This window comes from Aminobacter sp. Y103A (assembly GCF_030294925.1).
Taxonomy (GTDB): domain Bacteria; phylum Pseudomonadota; class Alphaproteobacteria; order Rhizobiales; family Rhizobiaceae; genus Aminobacter; species Aminobacter ciceronei.
On record NZ_AP017987.1, the window covers coordinates 503,449 to 519,431 of the forward strand.

The following is a 15,983-nucleotide window of genomic DNA, read 5'->3' on the forward strand; positions in this document are numbered from 1 at the left end:
GTGCTGATGGCCGGCGAAGGTTCCATGTCCCTCGCCGGCCTTTCGTATTACTTGCGGATCTTGTCGGCGCTGTCGACGATATAGGCTTCGTCGATCATGGCGCTGGTCATGCCGTACTTGGCCATGATCGTCTTGTAGGTGCCGTTCTTGATCAGCTCGTTGACGCCGGCGGCCAGCATGTCGGCCGTTTCCTTGTCACCCTTGGGGATGGCGATGCCGAGCGGTGCGACGTCGTAGAGACCCGGAACGACCACCATCTGCCCCTTGCTGGTCACCTCGAAATAGCCCGATGCGGTAGCGTCGTCGAGGCGGGCATCGATACGATCGGAGAGCGCGGCCTGGATGATGTCCTTACCCTCCGGGAAGATGCTCTTGGCAATCTCCGGCAGGCCTTTTTCCTTACACTCGGCGCTCAGACGGTCGGCGATGAAGTCCGACACCGCGCCGCCGATGACGCCGACCCGCTTGCCGCAGAGATTGTTCTCGCCCTGGAACTGCGAGGCTTTGTCGGCGGTCGTAGACGCAACGATGCCTGACTTGATGAACATCACGAAGTCGACCTGCTTCAGGCGCTCGTCGGTGGCGGCGAAGGTTTCCCACGCGACCTTGAAGCGGCCGGCGGCGAGGCCCGGCACCATCGAGGGGAAGGGAATGCGGGTGACTTCAAGCTCGGCGCCGAGCAGCTTGGCGGTTTCCTGGGCCAGCTCGATGTTGATGCCGACCTGCTTGCCGTTTTCGTCGATGAATTCGAACGGCGCGTATTCGAGGGTGTTGGCGATGATCAGCTTGCCGGTGTCCTTGACCTCGGCCGATTTCGGCAGTTCGGCGGCGGTCAGCGCGCCGGCAAAAGTCACCAGGGCGGTTGCAGCCGTTGCGGCCAACGTTGCGCCGCGCAGAAGCGAAAAATGATGCACTTTGTTCCTCCTCATGATGCTGAGATGGCCGGCGGCGGCTGCCCCTGGCTTCGTCCCCGTGACCGCCCTCCCCTCGATGAAGTGCGCTTCTTGCCGTCGGCGTTCACGTCAGAACCAATTCTGATATTGAAATGTATTTTTATGGCCGCTGAATTGTCAAGCGAGCAGCACCGGCCCTGTCACAGAAATCGCGGCGGCAGAACGGGCACTCGATATCGCTTCGTGCTTCACCCGCCACGATCAGAACCGAAGCGAACGCAGCCCGACCGTGCGGTCGATGATCAGGATCGCGGCAAAGGTCATGAAGATGCTGAGCGAGGCGATGGCCGCTGCGGTCGGATCGAAGTTGAAGCGCAGGTAGTCGAACAGTTCGAGCGGCAGCGTGTTCTTGCCGAGCGACTTCAGCAAAAGCGAAATGTTGAAGATGTCGAAGGAGATGACGAAGGCAAAAAGGCAGCCGGTGATGATGCCAGGCTTGATCGCCGGCAGCGTCACGCGCCGGAAGGTCATCCAGCCGCCGGCACCGAGGCTGCGCGCCGCCTCTTCCTGCGAACGGTCGAAGTTGAACAGCGCCGACGACACGTTGAGGAAGACATAGGGGAAGGTGACGACGATGTGGCCGATCTGGATGCCGATCGAATAGTCGGTGCCGATCCGGATTTCGTAGAAATAGAACAGCAGCGCGATCGCCGTCAGAATCTCCGGCACCAGCAGCGGTGCGGTCATGATCAGGCGGATGTAGTCGCGGGCCATCGTTGCGTGGCGGGCAACGTAGATCGCCGCCAGTGTGCCGATCACGCCATTGACGACCGTCGATGTCGCGGCGATCTGGATCGAGTAGAGCGTGGCATCGAGGAAGCGCTTGTTGGAAAACAGCGCCTCGAACCAGCGCAGCGAAAAGCCCTCGAGCGGGAACGCCAGGAACTCGCCCGAGTTGAACGACAACAGCACGACCAGCACGATCGGGAACATCAGGAAGATGTAGATCGCCGTGACCAGCGCGGTGAACAGGCGGTCCCAGATGGTCTTTTCGACGCCGTTCGACGAACCTGTCATGGCAGTCTCCGCATCGCGCGCGCCGTGAGCCTGAGATAGAGCCCGACGAAGATGACCGCCACCGCCGCCATGATGATGGCCAGTGCCGCCCCCGCCGGCCAGCGGAAGTTGTCGACAAGGTATTGCACCACCAGCACCGACATGGTGCGGCCGCCGGTGCCGCCAAGCATGGCGGGCGTGACATAGGCGCTGATCGACAGCACGAACACCAGGATCGTGCCGGCCTGGATGCCGGGCATGCTGAGCGGCAACGTCACCTTCCAGAAGGTGCGCATGCGCGAGGCGCCGAGCGAGCGCGACGCCATGGCAAGGTCGGGACTGATCGCCTGCAAATTGCCGAGCAAAGGCAGGATGATGAAGGGCAGGAACACATGCGTCAGCGCGATGGTGACGCCGAGCGAATTGTTCATCAGCTGCAGCGGGAAGTCGATCAGGCCGGCCGCCTTGAGCGCCTGGTTGGCGACGCCGTTGTTGGACAGGATGATCATCCAGGCAAAGGTCCTGACGACCAGCCCGACCAGCAGCGGCGACAGCACGAAGATGTAGAGCAGGCTGGTCCAGCGCGAGCGCGACTTGGCGAGGTGATAGGCGACCGGATAGCCCAGCAGCAGCGAAATGACGGTGACGGTCGCGCCGATCAGCAAGGTGCGTCCGAGGATGCCCCAGATGTAGAAATCACCGAGCGCCGTCGTGTAATGCGCCAGCGTGAAGCCGTCGCCATAGACGGCGCGGGTCGATGCCTCGCGCAGGCTCATGGTGATGATCGTCAGGTATGGCAGCGCGAAGAAACCGATCAGCAGCACCAGCGCCGGCACCACCATCCAGGCAGCACTGCCACGGTTGCCCCGGCTGTCCACGCGAGGTGCCGCCTCGACCGCGCTCATGATGCGAGGACCCAGCTGTCGCGTGCGGCAAAACGCAAGGCGACCTGCTCGCCAATGTCGAGCGGGTTGCGGCCATTGACGTCGACGATCATGCGGTCGCCGCTGGTGAGCCTGACGGCCAGCTGGTTGGCACTGCCCTGATAGACCGAGTTGATCACCGATCCGGCGAGCACGTTGTCATTGTCACCCGTCTCCCCTGTCCCTTGCCTGCGGGTGTCGATGTTTTCCGGCCGGATCATGATCTTGACCTCAGCCCCCTTGGCGAGCCCCGCCGGGCCCGTCGTGCCGATGCTGCCGCATGGCGTGTCGACCTTGTAGCTGTCCGGGCCAAGCGCTTCGGCGATCTTGCCCGCAATGGTGTTCGACCGGCCGATGAAGCCGGCAACCGATTGCGACGCCGGCCGCTCATAGATGTCGCGCGGCGAGCCGAACTGCGAGATCGCGCCGGCGCTCATCACGACGATCTTGTCCGACATCACCATCGCCTCGGCCTGGTCGTGGGTGACATAGATGCTGGTGATGCCGACGCGCTGCTGCAGGTCACGAATGAAGAAGCGCATCTCGTCGCGCAAGGTGGCGTCGAGATTGGCCAGCGGCTCGTCGAGCAAAAGCACCGACGGCTCGATGACCAGCGCGCGGGCAAGCGCCACGCGCTGCTGCTGGCCGCCGGAAAGCTCGCGCGGATAGCGCTTGTCGTAGCCTTCGAGGCGCACCATCGCGAGCACGTCGGCAATGCGCCGTTGGCGGTCGGGCAAGGAGACCTTGCGCACCTCGAGCCCGAAGCTCAGATTCTCGGCCACCGTCATGTGCGGAAAAAGCGCGTAGGACTGGAACACCATGCCGATGTCGCGCTGCTCCGGCAAGGCGCGTGTCACGTCGCGGTTGCCAAACAGGATGCGGCCATCGTCGGGCCGCTCGAAGCCGGCGATGCAGCGCAGCGTCGTTGTCTTGCCGCAGCCGCTGGGGCCGAGCAGCGAGACAAACTCGCCCTGGGCGATCGGGATCGATATGTCCTTCAGGATGTGCAGGTTTCCATACCGCTTGTTGATACGGTCGATGGTCAGTGCGGTCATCCGGCGTCCTCGCGGGGTTCTCGGCCGGGAGGTGGGGGCATCCCTCCCGGCCATTACGTCGATGCGATGGCGGGGTGGCTTTACGCCATCTCCCGGTTCCAGCGGTCGGCAATGTCTGCCGCCTTGTCGACGTAGCTGTCCCAGTCGTAGCTCTTGATCTCGGCCATGCGCGGGCCGACGATCGGCGTGCGCGCCTTCATCGCGTCGTCGACGGAAGACTCGCTGTTGCTCGGAGAGGTGTAGAAGGCCTTGGCCATGTCCTGCTGGACCTTGGCGTCGAGGATGTAGTTCAGATAGGCGTGCGCGGCGTCCTTCTCGGCCCCGGTCGCGACCAGGTTGAACGACTGCTCGAAGGCGAGCACCCCTTCCTTGGGGGCGACGATGGCCACCGGTGCCCCCTTGTCCTGCAGCGTCATGATCTCGGTCCAGTCGACCGGCGCGATGATGGCGTCGCCGCGGATCAGTGCCGTTGCCACCTCGCCGCTCCATGAAGCCTGCGTGAAGGGCAGCAGTTCCTTGATCTTGGCAAATGCGGTGTCGAAATCGTCCGGGCCGCTGCCGAACAATTCGGCGACCAGGCGTAGGAAGAGGACCGCACCGGTGTTGCCGATCTGGTAGAGCCCGGTCTTGCCCTTGAACTCGGGATTGTCCCAGAGGTCGTGCCAGGAGGTAGGCGCCGTCTTCACCAGGTCGGTGCGGTAAGCGAGTCCGATCGGTGAGACGATGGCGCGGATTCCTTTGGCGTCCTTGTTGACGAATTGCGGGAAGGTCTTTGCCGCATTCGGCACCTTGGCGAGGTCGAAAGGCTCGAAGAAGCCCTCGGCACGCAGCACGGCGGCTATGTTTTCGTTGCCCATGAAGATGCTGTAGGGCGACCGACCGCCGCCGGCGCGGATCTTGGCGACGAAATCCTTGCCGAGCCCGACGTCGAGCTGCGGCTGGATGCCTGTTGCGGCCGTGAGGCCGGGCAAGAGCTTCTCTTCCCAGAATTTGGCCCATAGCCCGCCATAGGTCGGAACGACCAGTGGCGATTGCGCCGCGGCAAGCCGTGGCAGGGTCATCGAGGCAATAGCCGTCGTCATACCGACGGCGAATTCACGCCTAGTCAGCTTCATCGGAAATTATCTCCCATGTTCCCACTGAAGTTCTTATGGTGGCTTGCGTCGCGGGTCGAAAGCGCAGCCCTGTTGGATCGAAGGCTTGCATTTTTGGACCAGGCGGTCAACAATTTAGATATTGTAATATTGAAATAATAAGAAGCGGCCAACGAGGGAGAGCATAAGGGCATGGAGGACGCCAAGCAGGCAGTCCAGGCGACCAAGAGCCTGGCACATCAGATCGCGACGTCGCTGCAGCAGGAGATCGTGCAGGGCACGCTCAGCGTCGAGGCGCGGCTGCCGTCCGAAGCCGAGATCGCGCAGCGCTTCGGCGTCTCGCAGCCGACGGTGCGCGAGGCGCTCAAGATTCTCGCGGCGAAGAAGCTGGTGCGCTCGAAGCGCGGCCCCAATGGCGGCGTCTTCGTCAATGCGCCTTCGCTCACCGCCGCCAGCCAGATGCTGCAGGAGATGACCACATGGTTCGTCGGGCTCGGCGTATTCGGGCTCAACGAGATCGTTGAGGCGCGGTTGTTGCTCGGCCGCACCTGCGTCCAGCTCGCCGCCGAACGCGCCACTACGGAAGATCTAGAAACGATCGAGGCGACGCTGGAGGCGTTCGAGCGCGACGACATTTCCGACGAGGAATTTTGCCGCCTCGACGTCGCCTTCCACCACGCCATTGCCCAGGCCACCGGCAACAACGAGCTGCGTTTCATCATGCTGGTCGTCAACGACTCGCTGATTCCGGCAACCAACATGATCTCCTTCCGCTTCCGCGAACGCGGCCGCGTCGTCTCGCTGCACGCCGATATCCTGGAAGCGCTGCGCGCCCGCGACGCCTCGGCTGCCACGGCGGCCTTCGAGGAGCTCATTGCCTATCAGTCCAGCGTCTACGAAAAGGCGCTGTCGGCGCGCCAGGGTGACGGCGCCCAGCGGCAGGAAGCCTGATGGGACAGCACGTGGCGCCGGGGCAGAAGCTGGTCGAACAACAGCTTTCCGATGGGCGCCGCGTCTACAGCAGTTCGATCCCCCTGCCAGACGAGCTGCCTGATATTCTGGTGCGGCTTGCCAGATGGGCGAAGGAGCAGCCTGACAAGGTGCTGTTGTCAGAGCCGCGGGAAGGCGCCAGGCGGTCGATCAGCTATGGCGAGGCACTTGCCCGCGCCCGTGCCCTGCGGCAGGTGCTGACGGGCCGCTATGGCCTGCGCAAGGGCGATTGCGTGGCGACATTGGCTCCGGCCGGCATCGATGCGCTGGTGCTCAAGCTCGCTTGCCTGTCCGGCGGCTTCGTCCATGCGGCGCTGCCTCCCTTCCTTTCCGCGATGGCGTTGAAACCGAAGCGACAAGCTCGTTTCTCGAAAACGCCAGGCCCCGGCTGATCGTGGCGCCGTCAGGCCATCCGGCCATCCAGGGCATGGACGCCGTTTCGCTCAACGACCTTGCAGCCGATGGCAGCGACATGGCCACGCCCGGAGTGGACGAGCCAGTGTCGCCGGATGACTGGGCCGCGATCTTCTTCACCTCCGGCAGCACCGGTGCGCCCAAGGGCGTGCCGATCACGCGAGGCATGGTTTCGTCCAACCAGGCCGCCATCGCAGCGATGTGGCCGTTCGTCGTGGAAACGCCGCCCGTGCTCGTCGACTGGCTGCCATGGCACCACGTCTTCGGCGGCCTCGACAACATCTTCAAGGTGATCTGGAACGGCGGCGCGATGCATGTCGACGCCGCACCCGGCCCCGCGACGATCGAGGCAACGGCAAAGCTGATGGCCGATGTCTGCCCGACCATGCACATCGCCGTTCCGCTCGGGCTGAGGCTCCTGCTCGACCGGCTGGAAAACGACGATGCCGGCGCTCTTGCCCTGACGCGGAATCTGCGCGCCATCTTCTTTGCCGGCGCAGGTATCGATGCCGATTTGTGGCGCCGTCTCGCCGCCTTTCGCGACAGCCATGGCGATTTCCAGATTCTCTCAGGTTATGGCGCGACCGAAGCGGCTTCGACGATCACGCTGTCGCCGGCGCCGCTCGAGCGTCCGGGTGAGCTTGGCCACCCCCTGCCCGGTCACAGCGTGGCGCTTGTCGACATCGACGGCCGCAGTGAGCTGCGCGTCTCTGGTCCCAACATCGCGCCCTGCTATCTGATCGAGGGCCGACGAATTGACCTGCCGATGGACGAGCATGGCTTCTATCGCAGCGGCGACGCCGCCGTTCTGCGCCTGCGCTCGGACGGTGTTGCCGTGTTCGGCTTCGATGGCCGTCTCGCCGAGGATTTCAAGCTGTCGAGCGGGGTCAAGGTGCGCACCGGGCCGCTGCGCGCCGGCCTTCTGGCGCAATGTGCGCCGCTTGCCGACGACATCGTCATTTCGGGCGAGAACCGTGACCGCCTCGTGGCGCTGGTGTTTCCCTCGCCGGCGGGCAAGGCTCGTCCCAACGAACTCAGCGCGCGCATTGCCGCCTGGAACGCCGCCAATCCCTCGGGGTCGACCGCGATAGCCCGTTTCGATCTCGCAACTGCGCCGGCCGATCGCAGCAAGGGCGAGCAGTCGGACAAAGGCCAAATCGTCCAGTCGCGCTATCTGCGCAACCACGCCGACCTGTTCGAGGCGCTTCAGGCAGGTGGCGGTCAGGCACCCGTGGGCGCCTGACGCCTTGAAAGCCTAGTCCAGATCGCGGAACGGCTTTTCGCGGATGTCGAGGAATTCCTTCAGTGAATGCTCCTTGAGCAGCCGCATCCAGTAGCGACCCTCTTCCGAGGCATGCAGGATCGCGGTGGTTTCGCGATTGTAAGTCCAGGAGCTCTCGAGACCGGCCGTCTGCTGCTGGTGGTTGAGCGCTGCCTTGGCGAACTTGATCGCGGCACCCGGCATGCGCGCACATTTGCGCGCCAGCTTTTCGGCTTCCACCCTCAATTGGTCACGCGGGACGGCCTTGTTGACCAGATGGATGCGCGCGGCCTCGCGGCCGTCGATCAGGTCGCCTGTGTACATCAGGTGGCGGGCATGGATCATCGGCACCGTCCACGGCAGCATCAGCGTCGGTGGCGCCGAGACATGGCGAACTTCCGGCTCACCCAGCATCGCGTCCTCGGCGGCGACAGTCATGTCGCAGCACATCATCAGCTCTAGCCCGCCGGCTAGACAATAGCCGTTGACGGCGGCAATGATCGGGATCGGCGCCTCGCGAATGAGCTTCATGCGGCGCATGTTGGCGCCGATGTCCTCGCGCCAGGCTTCCGCATCCATCTCGAAGTCCTCGCCGCCGAGGTCGAAGCCGGCGGTGAAGGCGCGCCCGGCGCCGGTGATGATGACGGCGCGGATCTCGGGATCCTTGACCGCCCGGGCGATCGCCGCCTCGAGCGCGTCGCCGAGCTCCTGGTTCATGGCGTTCATCTTGTCGGGGCGGTTGAGCGTCAGGGTGACGAACGCATCCTCGGCGTCCTTCTCCCAGATAACGACGTCAGTGCTCATGGTCTCCCCTCCCCTCAGGCGATTTCGATGACGACGCGGCCGCGGACCAGGCCGGCGACGATGCGTTTGGCGAGGTCAGGCAGTTCGCTCATCTTGTGGGTCTCGGTCATTGCCGCAAGCTTGGTGCGGTCGAGATGGTCGGCCAGCGTGCGCCAGGCGCGCTCCCGCTTCGCCTGCGGCGCGAATACGGAATCGACACCGATCAGCGTCACGCTGCGCAGGATGTGCGGCATCACGGTGCCGGGCAGGTCGTGGCCGCCGGCCAGCCCACAGGCCGCGACAGCGCCGCCATAAACAGTCTGCGCCAGCGCGTTGGCGAGCGTGGTCGAACCGACGCTGTCGACGGCACCGCTCCAGCGCTCCTTCTGCAGCGGCCTGACCTCACCGGCGAGTTCTGCCCGGTCGAGGAAGGCAGTTGCGCCCAGCGAGCGGAGATAGTCATGCGTCTCGGCCCGGCCGGTCGAGGCAACGACGGCATAACCCTTGGAGGACAACAGGCTGACTGCTGTCGAGCCGACGCCGCCAGCAGCACCCGTCACCAGCACCTCGCCCTTGCCGGGCTGGATCTTGCCCCAGTCTTCGAGCGCGTCGACGCACAGCGCCGCAGTGTAACCCGCGGTGCCGATTGCCATCGCCTGTTCCATGGTGAAGGCCTCAGGGAGGCGGATCAGCCATTCCGGCTTCAGCCGCTGAAAGCGTGTGTAGGCACCCCACTCCGTTTCCGACATGCCCCAGCCATTGGCCACGACCTTGTCGCCCGCCTTCCATGCCGGTGAGCGCGACTCGACGACAGTGCCGGCAATATCGATGCCTGCGACCATCGGCAGGCGGCGCGCGATACGGCCCTTGCCCGAAATGGCGAGGCCATCCTTGTAGTTGAGGCTTGAATAGGCGACCTCGACCAGCACGTCGTTGTCTGGCAGGTCGGCTTTGGTGATCTCGCGGAAGCCGGCGCGCGGCTTGCCGTCGACGTCTTCAAGCATCAACGCCGTAAAAGTCTCGCTCATGAAAGTCTCCAGGAAGTCATGGGGTAATCTCCGGCTTAGCCGCGCTTGGCCTCGCGTTCTGCGCGCCGTGTCAGGCTGAGCGCATAGCTGTCGCGAACATAGGCGAGCAACTCCGACAGCACGGCGGTGGCATCGCTTGCGTCACGCGCCTCGATGGCGCCAGCAAGCTTTTCATGGAAATCGGCGACTGTGCTGCGCTCGCGCACATGCGAAACGATCATGTTGGTGATCGGCATGAACGCCTCGACCACCGTGTACATCATCAGGCTGAGCGGGCCGTTGCCCGCCGCCTGTACAACGGCGCGGTGGAAGCGCACGTCTGAGGCGCAAAAATCCTCGTCGCTGAGCAGCTTGGAACGCTGCAGCGTGATCTCGGCGCGCATCGCGGCAAGGTCGGCGTCGCTGCGTCGCTCGCAGGCAAGCCGGCAGCAGATTGCTTCCGTTTCCAGCCGCGCGCTTATGATCTCGTCGATGTCGAAGGCGCCGACGCCGACAAGCAATGTCGCGGCCCCCGTGATCGCCGATGACAGGCCCTCCGGATCGGGGCGGCTGACGAAGGTGCCACCGGTCGGCCCACGCTGCGAGCGTATCAGGTTCTGTGCCGCAAGCCGCTTCAGCGCCTCGCGCACCGTCGGGCGCGATATGCCGAAGCTCTTGGCGAGGTCTTCTTCGGTCGGCAGGCGTTCGTCGATCTGCAGGCGGCCGTCGAGAATGGCCGCGCGGATCTTGTCGGCGACCTGCCGGGCCACGCCAGTGCGAACCACGTCCTGATATTCGATCGGCATTCGCCCTCCGTCGGTGCTGCCTTGCGGCCGCCTCCGTTTCGATATGAAGATAAACAATATAGGTTTGACAAATATTGCAAGCGAAATAAGCTTGACCGAGACAGCGCCCGGAAATGGCTTCCTCCGGGCCATCCAGGCGCCATGACACCCAAGAGCGATCAGGTTCTCTCCCTCCTCCAGGCACGGCTCGACAAGGCCGCCATCCTGGTAGGCGACGCCATCGATCCACGCTACAGCGACGATCTTGCCGGTGAGCGGGGCGCCCGGCCGGAGCTTGTGCTGCGGCCACGCGGCACCGACGAGGTCGCCGAGATCCTGAAGGTCTGCAACGACGCGCGCCTGCCGCTGGTCGTCCAGGGCGGCCGCACCGGACTGTCGGGCGGGGCGAGGGTGCTGGCAGGCGAGGCAGTGTTGTCGCTCGAGCGCATGACCACCTTGCGGGAGGTCGAGCCGACGGCCGGAACCATCGTTGCCGATGCAGGCGTGCCGCTGCAACTCGTGCAGGAAAAGGCCGACACTGCGGGCCTCGTCTTCGGCGTCGACATCGGCGCACGCGGCACCGCCACCATCGGCGGCAACATCGCCACCAATGCCGGCGGCATTCGCGTTCTGCGCTATGGCAGCTTCCGCGCCCAGGTGCTGGGGCTTGAGGCCGTGCTCGCCGATGGCAGTGTTCTGTCCTCGCTCAAGGGGCTCGCCAAGGACAATTCGGGCTACGATCTCGGCCAGCTTTTCATTGGCAGCGAAGGCACGCTCGGCGTCGTCACCCGCGCCTGCCTCAGGCTGCATCCCAGGCCCGTGACGCAGTCCGCGGCCTTCTGCTCCTTGCCGTCGCTGGGCGCGGCCTTCGGCCTGCTCACATTCCTGCGCGCCCGCCTCGGCAACCTGCTGTCAGGCTTCGAGGTCATCTTGGCGCCGCTGATGGGTGACATGGTCGCAGCGCTCGGCTTCACCGCGCCGGTCGCCCTGTCGACACCGGTCTACGTGCTCGCCGATATCCAGGGCATGAGCCCGGGAACCGACGAGGAGGCCTTCATCGAGACTTTGTCGCAGGCAATCGAGGACGGACTGGTCGAGGACGTCGTGGTCTCGCAGTCGGATCGCGAGTTTCATGCGCTGTGGACGCTGCGCGATGACGTCAATCGCTTCCTGTTCGCCGAAGATGCGATGCTCAGCCTCGATGTCAGCCTGCCGCTGCCTGAAATGGGCGCCTTCCTCGATATGGCGCGCGCGGCCCAGCGGCAGGTCGACCCGGCGGCGCGGGATTATCTCTTCGGCCATCTCGGCGACGGTAACCTGCATTACGTCGTGCGAACCGACAGGCCCGACCAGGTCGCCGGCGCGGTGTTCGATTGCGTCGCGAAAAGCGGCGGCTCGATCTCGGCAGAGCATGGCATCGGATTGGACAAGAAGGCCTATCTTCATCTGACGCGCGCGCCGGCCGAGCTCGCGGCGATGCGCCGCCTGAAGGCCGCGCTCGACCCCAACAACATTCTCAATCCGGGCCGCATCTTCGACATGCCCCCTGCCCTGCCCAACGTCTGAGTGCCGCAATGACAGCTGTGACTTCTCCTGAAAATGGCGCCCGCCCGGTCGACATGCCCTCGGCGCTCGACGAGCGCTACACGCTCGAACGCGGCCGCATCCTGGTTTCGGGCACGCAGGCGCTGGTGCGCCTGCCGATGGTCCAACGCCAGCGGGATCTGGCCGTCGGGCTCAACACCGCAGGTTACGTCTCGGGCTATCGCGGCTCTCCATTAGCCGGCTTCGATCGCGAGATGGCCAGCGCCCGGAAACATCTCAAGGAAAGCCATATCGTCTTCCAGCCCGGTCTCAATGAGGACATGGCGGCGACCGCGGTGTGGGGCACGCAGCAGACCGGCATGTTCCCCGGCGCGCGCTACGACGGCGTCTTTTCCATGTGGTACGGCAAGGGCCCGGGCGTCGACCGCACCATGGATGTCATCCGCCACGCCAATGCCGTCGGCACCAGCAAGCATGGCGGCGTGCTGTTGCTCGTCGGCGACGACCATGGCGCGGTGTCGTCGACCCTGCCCCACCAGAGCGAGCACAACCTGATCTCGGCCATGGTGCCGCTTCTGTCGCCGGCCGGCATCAGTGAATATATCGACTACGGTCTGCTTGGCTGGGCGATGAGCCGCTATTCCGGTGCTTGGGTCGGCTTCAAATGCCAGACCGAGATCGTTGAGTGCTCGGCAACTGTCGACCTCGATCCGACCCGGCTGGAGATCGTCACGCCAGACATGCCTCTCCCCGCCGACGGCCTGTCGATGCGCTGGCCCGACGGACAGCAAGCGATGGAACGGCGGCTCGAGACCAAGCTTGCCGCGGTGCTCGCCTTCGCCCGTGCCAATCGCCTCGACCGTCAGGTCTGGCCCTCCCCTGCTGCACGGCTCGGCATTGTCTCGACCGGCAAATCCTGGCTCGACCTCAAGGGTGCACTGGCACTGCTCGGCATCGACGAGAGCCGCGCCGCCGAGCTTGGCATCCGCCTTTACAAGGTTGGCATGGTCTGGCCGCTGGAGCCGGAGGGCCTGCGCGAATTTGCCGACGGGCTGGAGCAGATCCTCGTCGTCGAAGAAAAGCGTCCGGTCATCGAGGAGCAGATCAAGTCGCAGCTGTTCAACCAGCCGGGCGACCGCCGGCCGCAAGTCTTCGGCAAGACCGGGCCGGACGGCTCTCCACTCCTGCCCTCGATCGGCGAGATTGGCGCGCTCTCGGTGGCACGTGCCATCCTGCAATGGCTGGGCACTGATGACGCAGGCCTCGCGGCCCGCGCCGTACAGCTGTCAACGGTTGGAGCCCCCTCCCCTGCCGAACCGGGTCTGCTCAACCGCGAACCCTATTTCTGCTCAGGGTGCCCGCATTCGACATCGACGGTTCTGCCCAAGGGCAGCCGCGCCTCCACCGGTATCGGTTGCCACATGATGGTGATCGGCATGGAGCGCGACACCTCGACCTTCACCCAGATGGGTGGCGAAGGCGGCTCTTGGATCGGCCTTTCCCCCTTCACCGACGAGAAGCACATCTTCGTCAACATGGGCGACGGCACTTATTTCCATTCCGGTCTGCTGGCCATCCGCGCCGGCATCGCCGCCAAGGTCAACGCCACCTACAAGATCCTCTACAACGATGCGGTCGCCATGACCGGTGGCCAGCGCCACGACGGCGAATTGTCGGTGCCGTCGATCGTCGGCCAGGTGCTCGCCGAGGGTGCCAAGCGGGTCGTCGTCGTCTCCGAGAGGCCGCAATTGCTGGCCGGCCTGCTGCCGCGTGCGGTCGATGTGCGGCATCGCGACGAGCTCGACGAGGTACAGCGTGAGCTGCGCGACGTCGAAGGTGTCACCGTGCTGGTCTATGACCAGGTCTGCGCCGCCGAAAAGCGCCGCCGGCGCAAGCGTGGCACCTATGCCGTCTCGCCCAGGCGTGCCTTCATCAACGAACTGGTCTGCGAAGGCTGCGGTGATTGCTCGGCGGTCTCGAACTGCATCTCCATCGAGCCGCGCGAGACCGAGTTTGGCCGCAAGCGCGCCATCAACCAGTCGAGCTGCAACACCGACCTCAGCTGCACCAAGGGCTTTTGCCCGAGTTTTGTCACCGTCGAAGGCGGGCGCCTGCGAAAGCCGCGCGCCAAGGCTGCCGGCGGCGTCGACGCCGGCCTGGCCGAGCCCAGCCTGCCCAGGTTGGGCGATGCGCCCTACAGCCTGCTGCTTACTGGCATCGGCGGCACAGGCGTCATCACCGTCAGTGCCATCCTGTCACAGGCAGCCCATCTCGACGGCCTGTCACTGGTGACGCTCGACCAGACCGGCCTGGCACAGAAGAATGGTGCCGTCGTCTCGCACATTCGCCTGGCGCGACAGCCTGAGATGCTCAACGCAGCCCGCATCGGCCCTGGCGAGGCCGACCTGGTGCTCGGCTTCGATCTCGTGGTCGCTGCATCGCAGAATGCCGTCGCCACTTTCGGCAAGGGCCGTACCAGGGCCGTGGTCGACGACCACTTCGCCCCGACGGCGTCCTTCGTCAAGGACACGACGATCGACTTCCGCGAAAGCGCGACGCTGCGGCGGCTGCGCACTGCCGGGGGCGAGGACGCGTTCACCACGCTTCCCGCAATGAAGCTGGCAACCGCGCTGTTCGGCGATGCGCTCGCCGCCAACATGTTCCTGCTCGGCCATGCCTGGCAGAAGGGCCTGGTGCCGATCGGGCGCGAAGCGATCGAGAAGGCGATTGACCTCAACGGCGCCGGCGTCGCCATGAACCGCGCTGCCTTTGCCTGGGGCCGGCGTTCCGTCGACGACATGGACTTCGTCAGCCGGCAGGCTGGGACGGCACCCGCTTCGGCGCCCGAAGCCAAGTCGCTTGATGAGATCGTCGCGCAGCGCGTCGTGTTCCTCACCGGGTATCAGGACGCGGGATATGCCGAGCGCTATCGGACGCTTGTCGACAAGGCGCGGCAAGCCGAGGCGAGAGTGGCTCCGGGGCAGGCTATGTTCGCGACGGCCGTTGCCAAGGCCGCATTCAAGCTGATGGCCTATAAGGACGAATACGAGGTAGCGCGGCTGCATCGCGATCCGGCCTTCCGGCAAAAGCTCGCCGAGCAGTTCGAAGGCGACTTCAAGCTCCAGTACAATCTCGCGCCGCCGATGCTGACCCGTACCGATCCGCGCACCGGCCATCCCGCCAAGATCGCCATCGGCAGCCGCTGGATCGAGCCGGCCTTTGCCGTGCTGGCTCGCCTCAAGAGCCTGCGTGGCACCCGCTTCGATCCATTCGGCCGCACCGCCGAGCGCAAGATGGAACGCAAACTGGCGGCGGACTACTTCACGCTGGTCGAGGCGCTTGCCGCCCGCCTGTCGGCTTCAAACCTGGCAATGGCGACAGAGATCGCCAGCCTGGCCGAGACCGTCCGCGGCTATGGCCACATCAAGCTGGCTGCCGTCGAGCGTTACGAAAAGCGTAAGCTCAAACTGCTCGCCGCATTTGATCAGGCCACGGCCGTAGGGCAGGCGGCCTGACGAGCCTGGTCCCATCAACAGCCTGAATCGACCACGGCTGATCGATTCAGGAGTTTCATTGGACGGTGGGTTCGCCGCGCGCGATTCTGCCGTCCATGTACAAACCGAGCCCCATCCTGCACCTCCAGCGTCGTGATCCGAGCCGTAACATGGCGCGGTTCTATTGCCTGTCGGTTGAGCGTTCGCTGTTTGGCGACGCGGTGCTGGTGCGCGAATGGGGCCGCATAGGTACGCTGGGCCGGAGGCGTCTCGATCTCTTTGCCAACGTTGCCCAAGCGCAGGAGGCGATGCGCCGTTTGGTGGTGTCCAAGGTCAAGCGCGGCTACAGCTCCGTCGGTTGACAGCTGTCAACGACGATATGCCGGGACCGAAACGGTCCTCGACCGTCGCCGTTACGCCTCCGTCACAATGGTTAATTTCCGTTAACTATAAACAAGTTGACTCGACTCGCCCTCTCCAGCACCCTTGTTACGCTAATTGGTCGTAATTCGATGCGTCCAGCGTAACCGCCTCAGAAAACCGTTATCCACGCTCCGGCACGTTAAAATGTGCGAAGGCGTAACCCGGATTCGGATTCTGCAGCGAATCGGCGCATAAATCTTAACGAAGCCTGACGGTGCGTCGCTTACGCATGCGCTGGTGGGCGAGAGGGGACTAAAGAC

General features: G+C 64.6%; 14 protein-coding genes. 6 read left to right on the forward strand and 8 right to left on the reverse strand.

Features of this window, described 5'->3' with window-relative positions; translation table 11 throughout:
- Positions 1-47: 47 nt before the first annotated feature.
- The 5 genes from Amn_RS29840 to Amn_RS29860 form a co-directional block, all read right to left on the reverse strand.
- Positions 48-929: an ABC transporter substrate-binding protein gene (locus Amn_RS29840; RefSeq protein WP_432289197.1), complete on the reverse strand. Its 882-nt coding sequence runs from the start codon at positions 927-929 to the stop codon at positions 48-50.
- A 225-nt stretch (positions 930-1,154) separates the two neighbouring features.
- Entirely contained in the window at positions 1,155-1,970 is an 816-nt protein-coding gene (locus Amn_RS29845) for an ABC transporter permease (RefSeq protein ID WP_192320064.1), read from the reverse strand.
- Positions 1,967-2,854 (reverse strand): ABC transporter permease, encoded by an 888-nt coding sequence (locus tag Amn_RS29850; protein ID WP_083948852.1) that lies wholly within the window; start codon positions 2,852-2,854, stop codon positions 1,967-1,969. The genes Amn_RS29845 and Amn_RS29850 overlap by 4 nt, the downstream gene beginning before the upstream one ends.
- Positions 2,851-3,927, reverse strand: coding sequence for an ABC transporter ATP-binding protein (locus Amn_RS29855; RefSeq protein WP_067968361.1), 1,077 nt, complete (start codon positions 3,925-3,927; stop codon positions 2,851-2,853). Before Amn_RS29855 ends, Amn_RS29850 begins: the two co-directional genes overlap by 4 nt.
- 80 nt (positions 3,928-4,007) lie before the next feature.
- Complete coding sequence (locus Amn_RS29860) at positions 4,008-5,042, reverse strand: ABC transporter substrate-binding protein (RefSeq protein WP_083948853.1); 1,035 nt, start codon at positions 5,040-5,042, stop codon at positions 4,008-4,010.
- Between the two features lie 171 nt (positions 5,043-5,213).
- On the opposite strand from Amn_RS29860, the gene Amn_RS29865 reads away from it, so the two are divergent.
- From Amn_RS29865 to Amn_RS29875, 3 genes are read left to right on the forward strand one after another with little or no spacing between them, the layout of a single operon-like run.
- Positions 5,214-5,972 carry a FadR/GntR family transcriptional regulator gene (locus Amn_RS29865; RefSeq protein WP_182574716.1) on the forward strand — a complete coding sequence of 253 codons (759 nt, stop codon included), beginning with the start codon at positions 5,214-5,216 and terminating at the stop codon, positions 5,970-5,972.
- Positions 5,972-6,403, forward strand: coding sequence for an AMP-binding protein (locus Amn_RS29870; protein ID WP_286298799.1), 432 nt, complete (start codon positions 5,972-5,974; stop codon positions 6,401-6,403). The genes Amn_RS29865 and Amn_RS29870 overlap by 1 nt, the downstream gene beginning before the upstream one ends.
- Entirely contained in the window at positions 6,295-7,668 is a 1,374-nt protein-coding gene (locus Amn_RS29875; RefSeq protein ID WP_286298800.1) for an AMP-binding protein, read from the forward strand. The genes Amn_RS29870 and Amn_RS29875 overlap by 109 nt, the downstream gene beginning before the upstream one ends.
- Positions 7,669-7,680: 12 nt before the next feature.
- Here the strand turns inward: Amn_RS29875 and Amn_RS29880 are convergent, their stop codons facing one another.
- The 3 genes from Amn_RS29880 to Amn_RS29890 are packed head-to-tail and all read right to left on the reverse strand — an operon-like array spanning position 7,681 to position 10,282.
- The gene (locus Amn_RS29880) at positions 7,681-8,490 is read right to left on the reverse strand and encodes an enoyl-CoA hydratase/isomerase family protein (protein WP_182574712.1); all 810 of its coding nucleotides are present in this window, start codon (positions 8,488-8,490) and stop codon (positions 7,681-7,683) included.
- 14 nt (positions 8,491-8,504) lie between these two features.
- Positions 8,505-9,497 (reverse strand): MDR family oxidoreductase, encoded by a 993-nt coding sequence (locus tag Amn_RS29885; protein ID WP_286298802.1) that lies wholly within the window; start codon positions 9,495-9,497, stop codon positions 8,505-8,507.
- Between the two features lie 35 nt (positions 9,498-9,532).
- Entirely contained in the window at positions 9,533-10,282 is a 750-nt protein-coding gene (locus Amn_RS29890) for a FadR/GntR family transcriptional regulator (RefSeq protein ID WP_067968373.1), read from the reverse strand.
- Between the two features lie 141 nt (positions 10,283-10,423).
- Between Amn_RS29890 and Amn_RS29895 the strand changes: the two genes are divergently transcribed.
- The 3 genes from Amn_RS29895 (at position 10,424) to Amn_RS29905 (ending at position 15,662) form a co-directional block, all read left to right on the forward strand.
- Positions 10,424-11,827 (forward strand): FAD-binding oxidoreductase, encoded by a 1,404-nt coding sequence (locus Amn_RS29895; protein WP_286298804.1) that lies wholly within the window; start codon positions 10,424-10,426, stop codon positions 11,825-11,827.
- A gap of 8 nt (positions 11,828-11,835) precedes the next feature.
- Positions 11,836-15,321, forward strand: a complete 3,486-nt coding sequence (locus Amn_RS29900; RefSeq protein WP_286298805.1) for an indolepyruvate ferredoxin oxidoreductase family protein — start codon at positions 11,836-11,838, stop codon at positions 15,319-15,321.
- Positions 15,322-15,386: 65 nt separating this feature from the next.
- Complete coding sequence (locus Amn_RS29905) at positions 15,387-15,662, forward strand: WGR domain-containing protein (protein WP_246765435.1); 276 nt, start codon at positions 15,387-15,389, stop codon at positions 15,660-15,662.
- Positions 15,663-15,983: the final 321 nt, after the last annotated feature.

Excerpts from the sequence above, each read along its gene's own strand:
- Amn_RS29845 (WP_192320064.1), bottom strand. The coding sequence starts at position 1,970 with ATGACAGGTTCGTCGAACGGCGTCGAAAAGACCATCTGGGACCGCCTG.
- Amn_RS29870 (WP_286298799.1), top strand. The coding sequence starts at position 5,972 with ATGGGACAGCACGTGGCGCCGGGGCAGAAGCTGGTCGAACAACAGCTT.
- Amn_RS29900 (WP_286298805.1), top strand. The coding sequence starts at position 11,836 with ATGACAGCTGTGACTTCTCCTGAAAATGGCGCCCGCCCGGTCGACATG.
- Amn_RS29850 (WP_083948852.1), bottom strand. The coding sequence starts at position 2,854 with ATGAGCGCGGTCGAGGCGGCACCTCGCGTGGACAGCCGGGGCAACCGT.
- Amn_RS29840 (WP_432289197.1), bottom strand. The coding sequence starts at position 929 with ATGAGGAGGAACAAAGTGCATCATTTTTCGCTTCTGCGCGGCGCAACG.
- Amn_RS29865 (WP_182574716.1), top strand. The coding sequence starts at position 5,214 with ATGGAGGACGCCAAGCAGGCAGTCCAGGCGACCAAGAGCCTGGCACAT.
- Amn_RS29855 (WP_067968361.1), bottom strand. The coding sequence starts at position 3,927 with ATGACCGCACTGACCATCGACCGTATCAACAAGCGGTATGGAAACCTG.
- Amn_RS29860 (WP_083948853.1), bottom strand. The coding sequence starts at position 5,042 with ATGAAGCTGACTAGGCGTGAATTCGCCGTCGGTATGACGACGGCTATT.
- Amn_RS29895 (WP_286298804.1), top strand. The coding sequence starts at position 10,424 with ATGACACCCAAGAGCGATCAGGTTCTCTCCCTCCTCCAGGCACGGCTC.
- Amn_RS29885 (WP_286298802.1), bottom strand. The coding sequence starts at position 9,497 with ATGAGCGAGACTTTTACGGCGTTGATGCTTGAAGACGTCGACGGCAAG.
- Amn_RS29890 (WP_067968373.1), bottom strand. The coding sequence starts at position 10,282 with ATGCCGATCGAATATCAGGACGTGGTTCGCACTGGCGTGGCCCGGCAG.
- Amn_RS29880 (WP_182574712.1), bottom strand. The coding sequence starts at position 8,490 with ATGAGCACTGACGTCGTTATCTGGGAGAAGGACGCCGAGGATGCGTTC.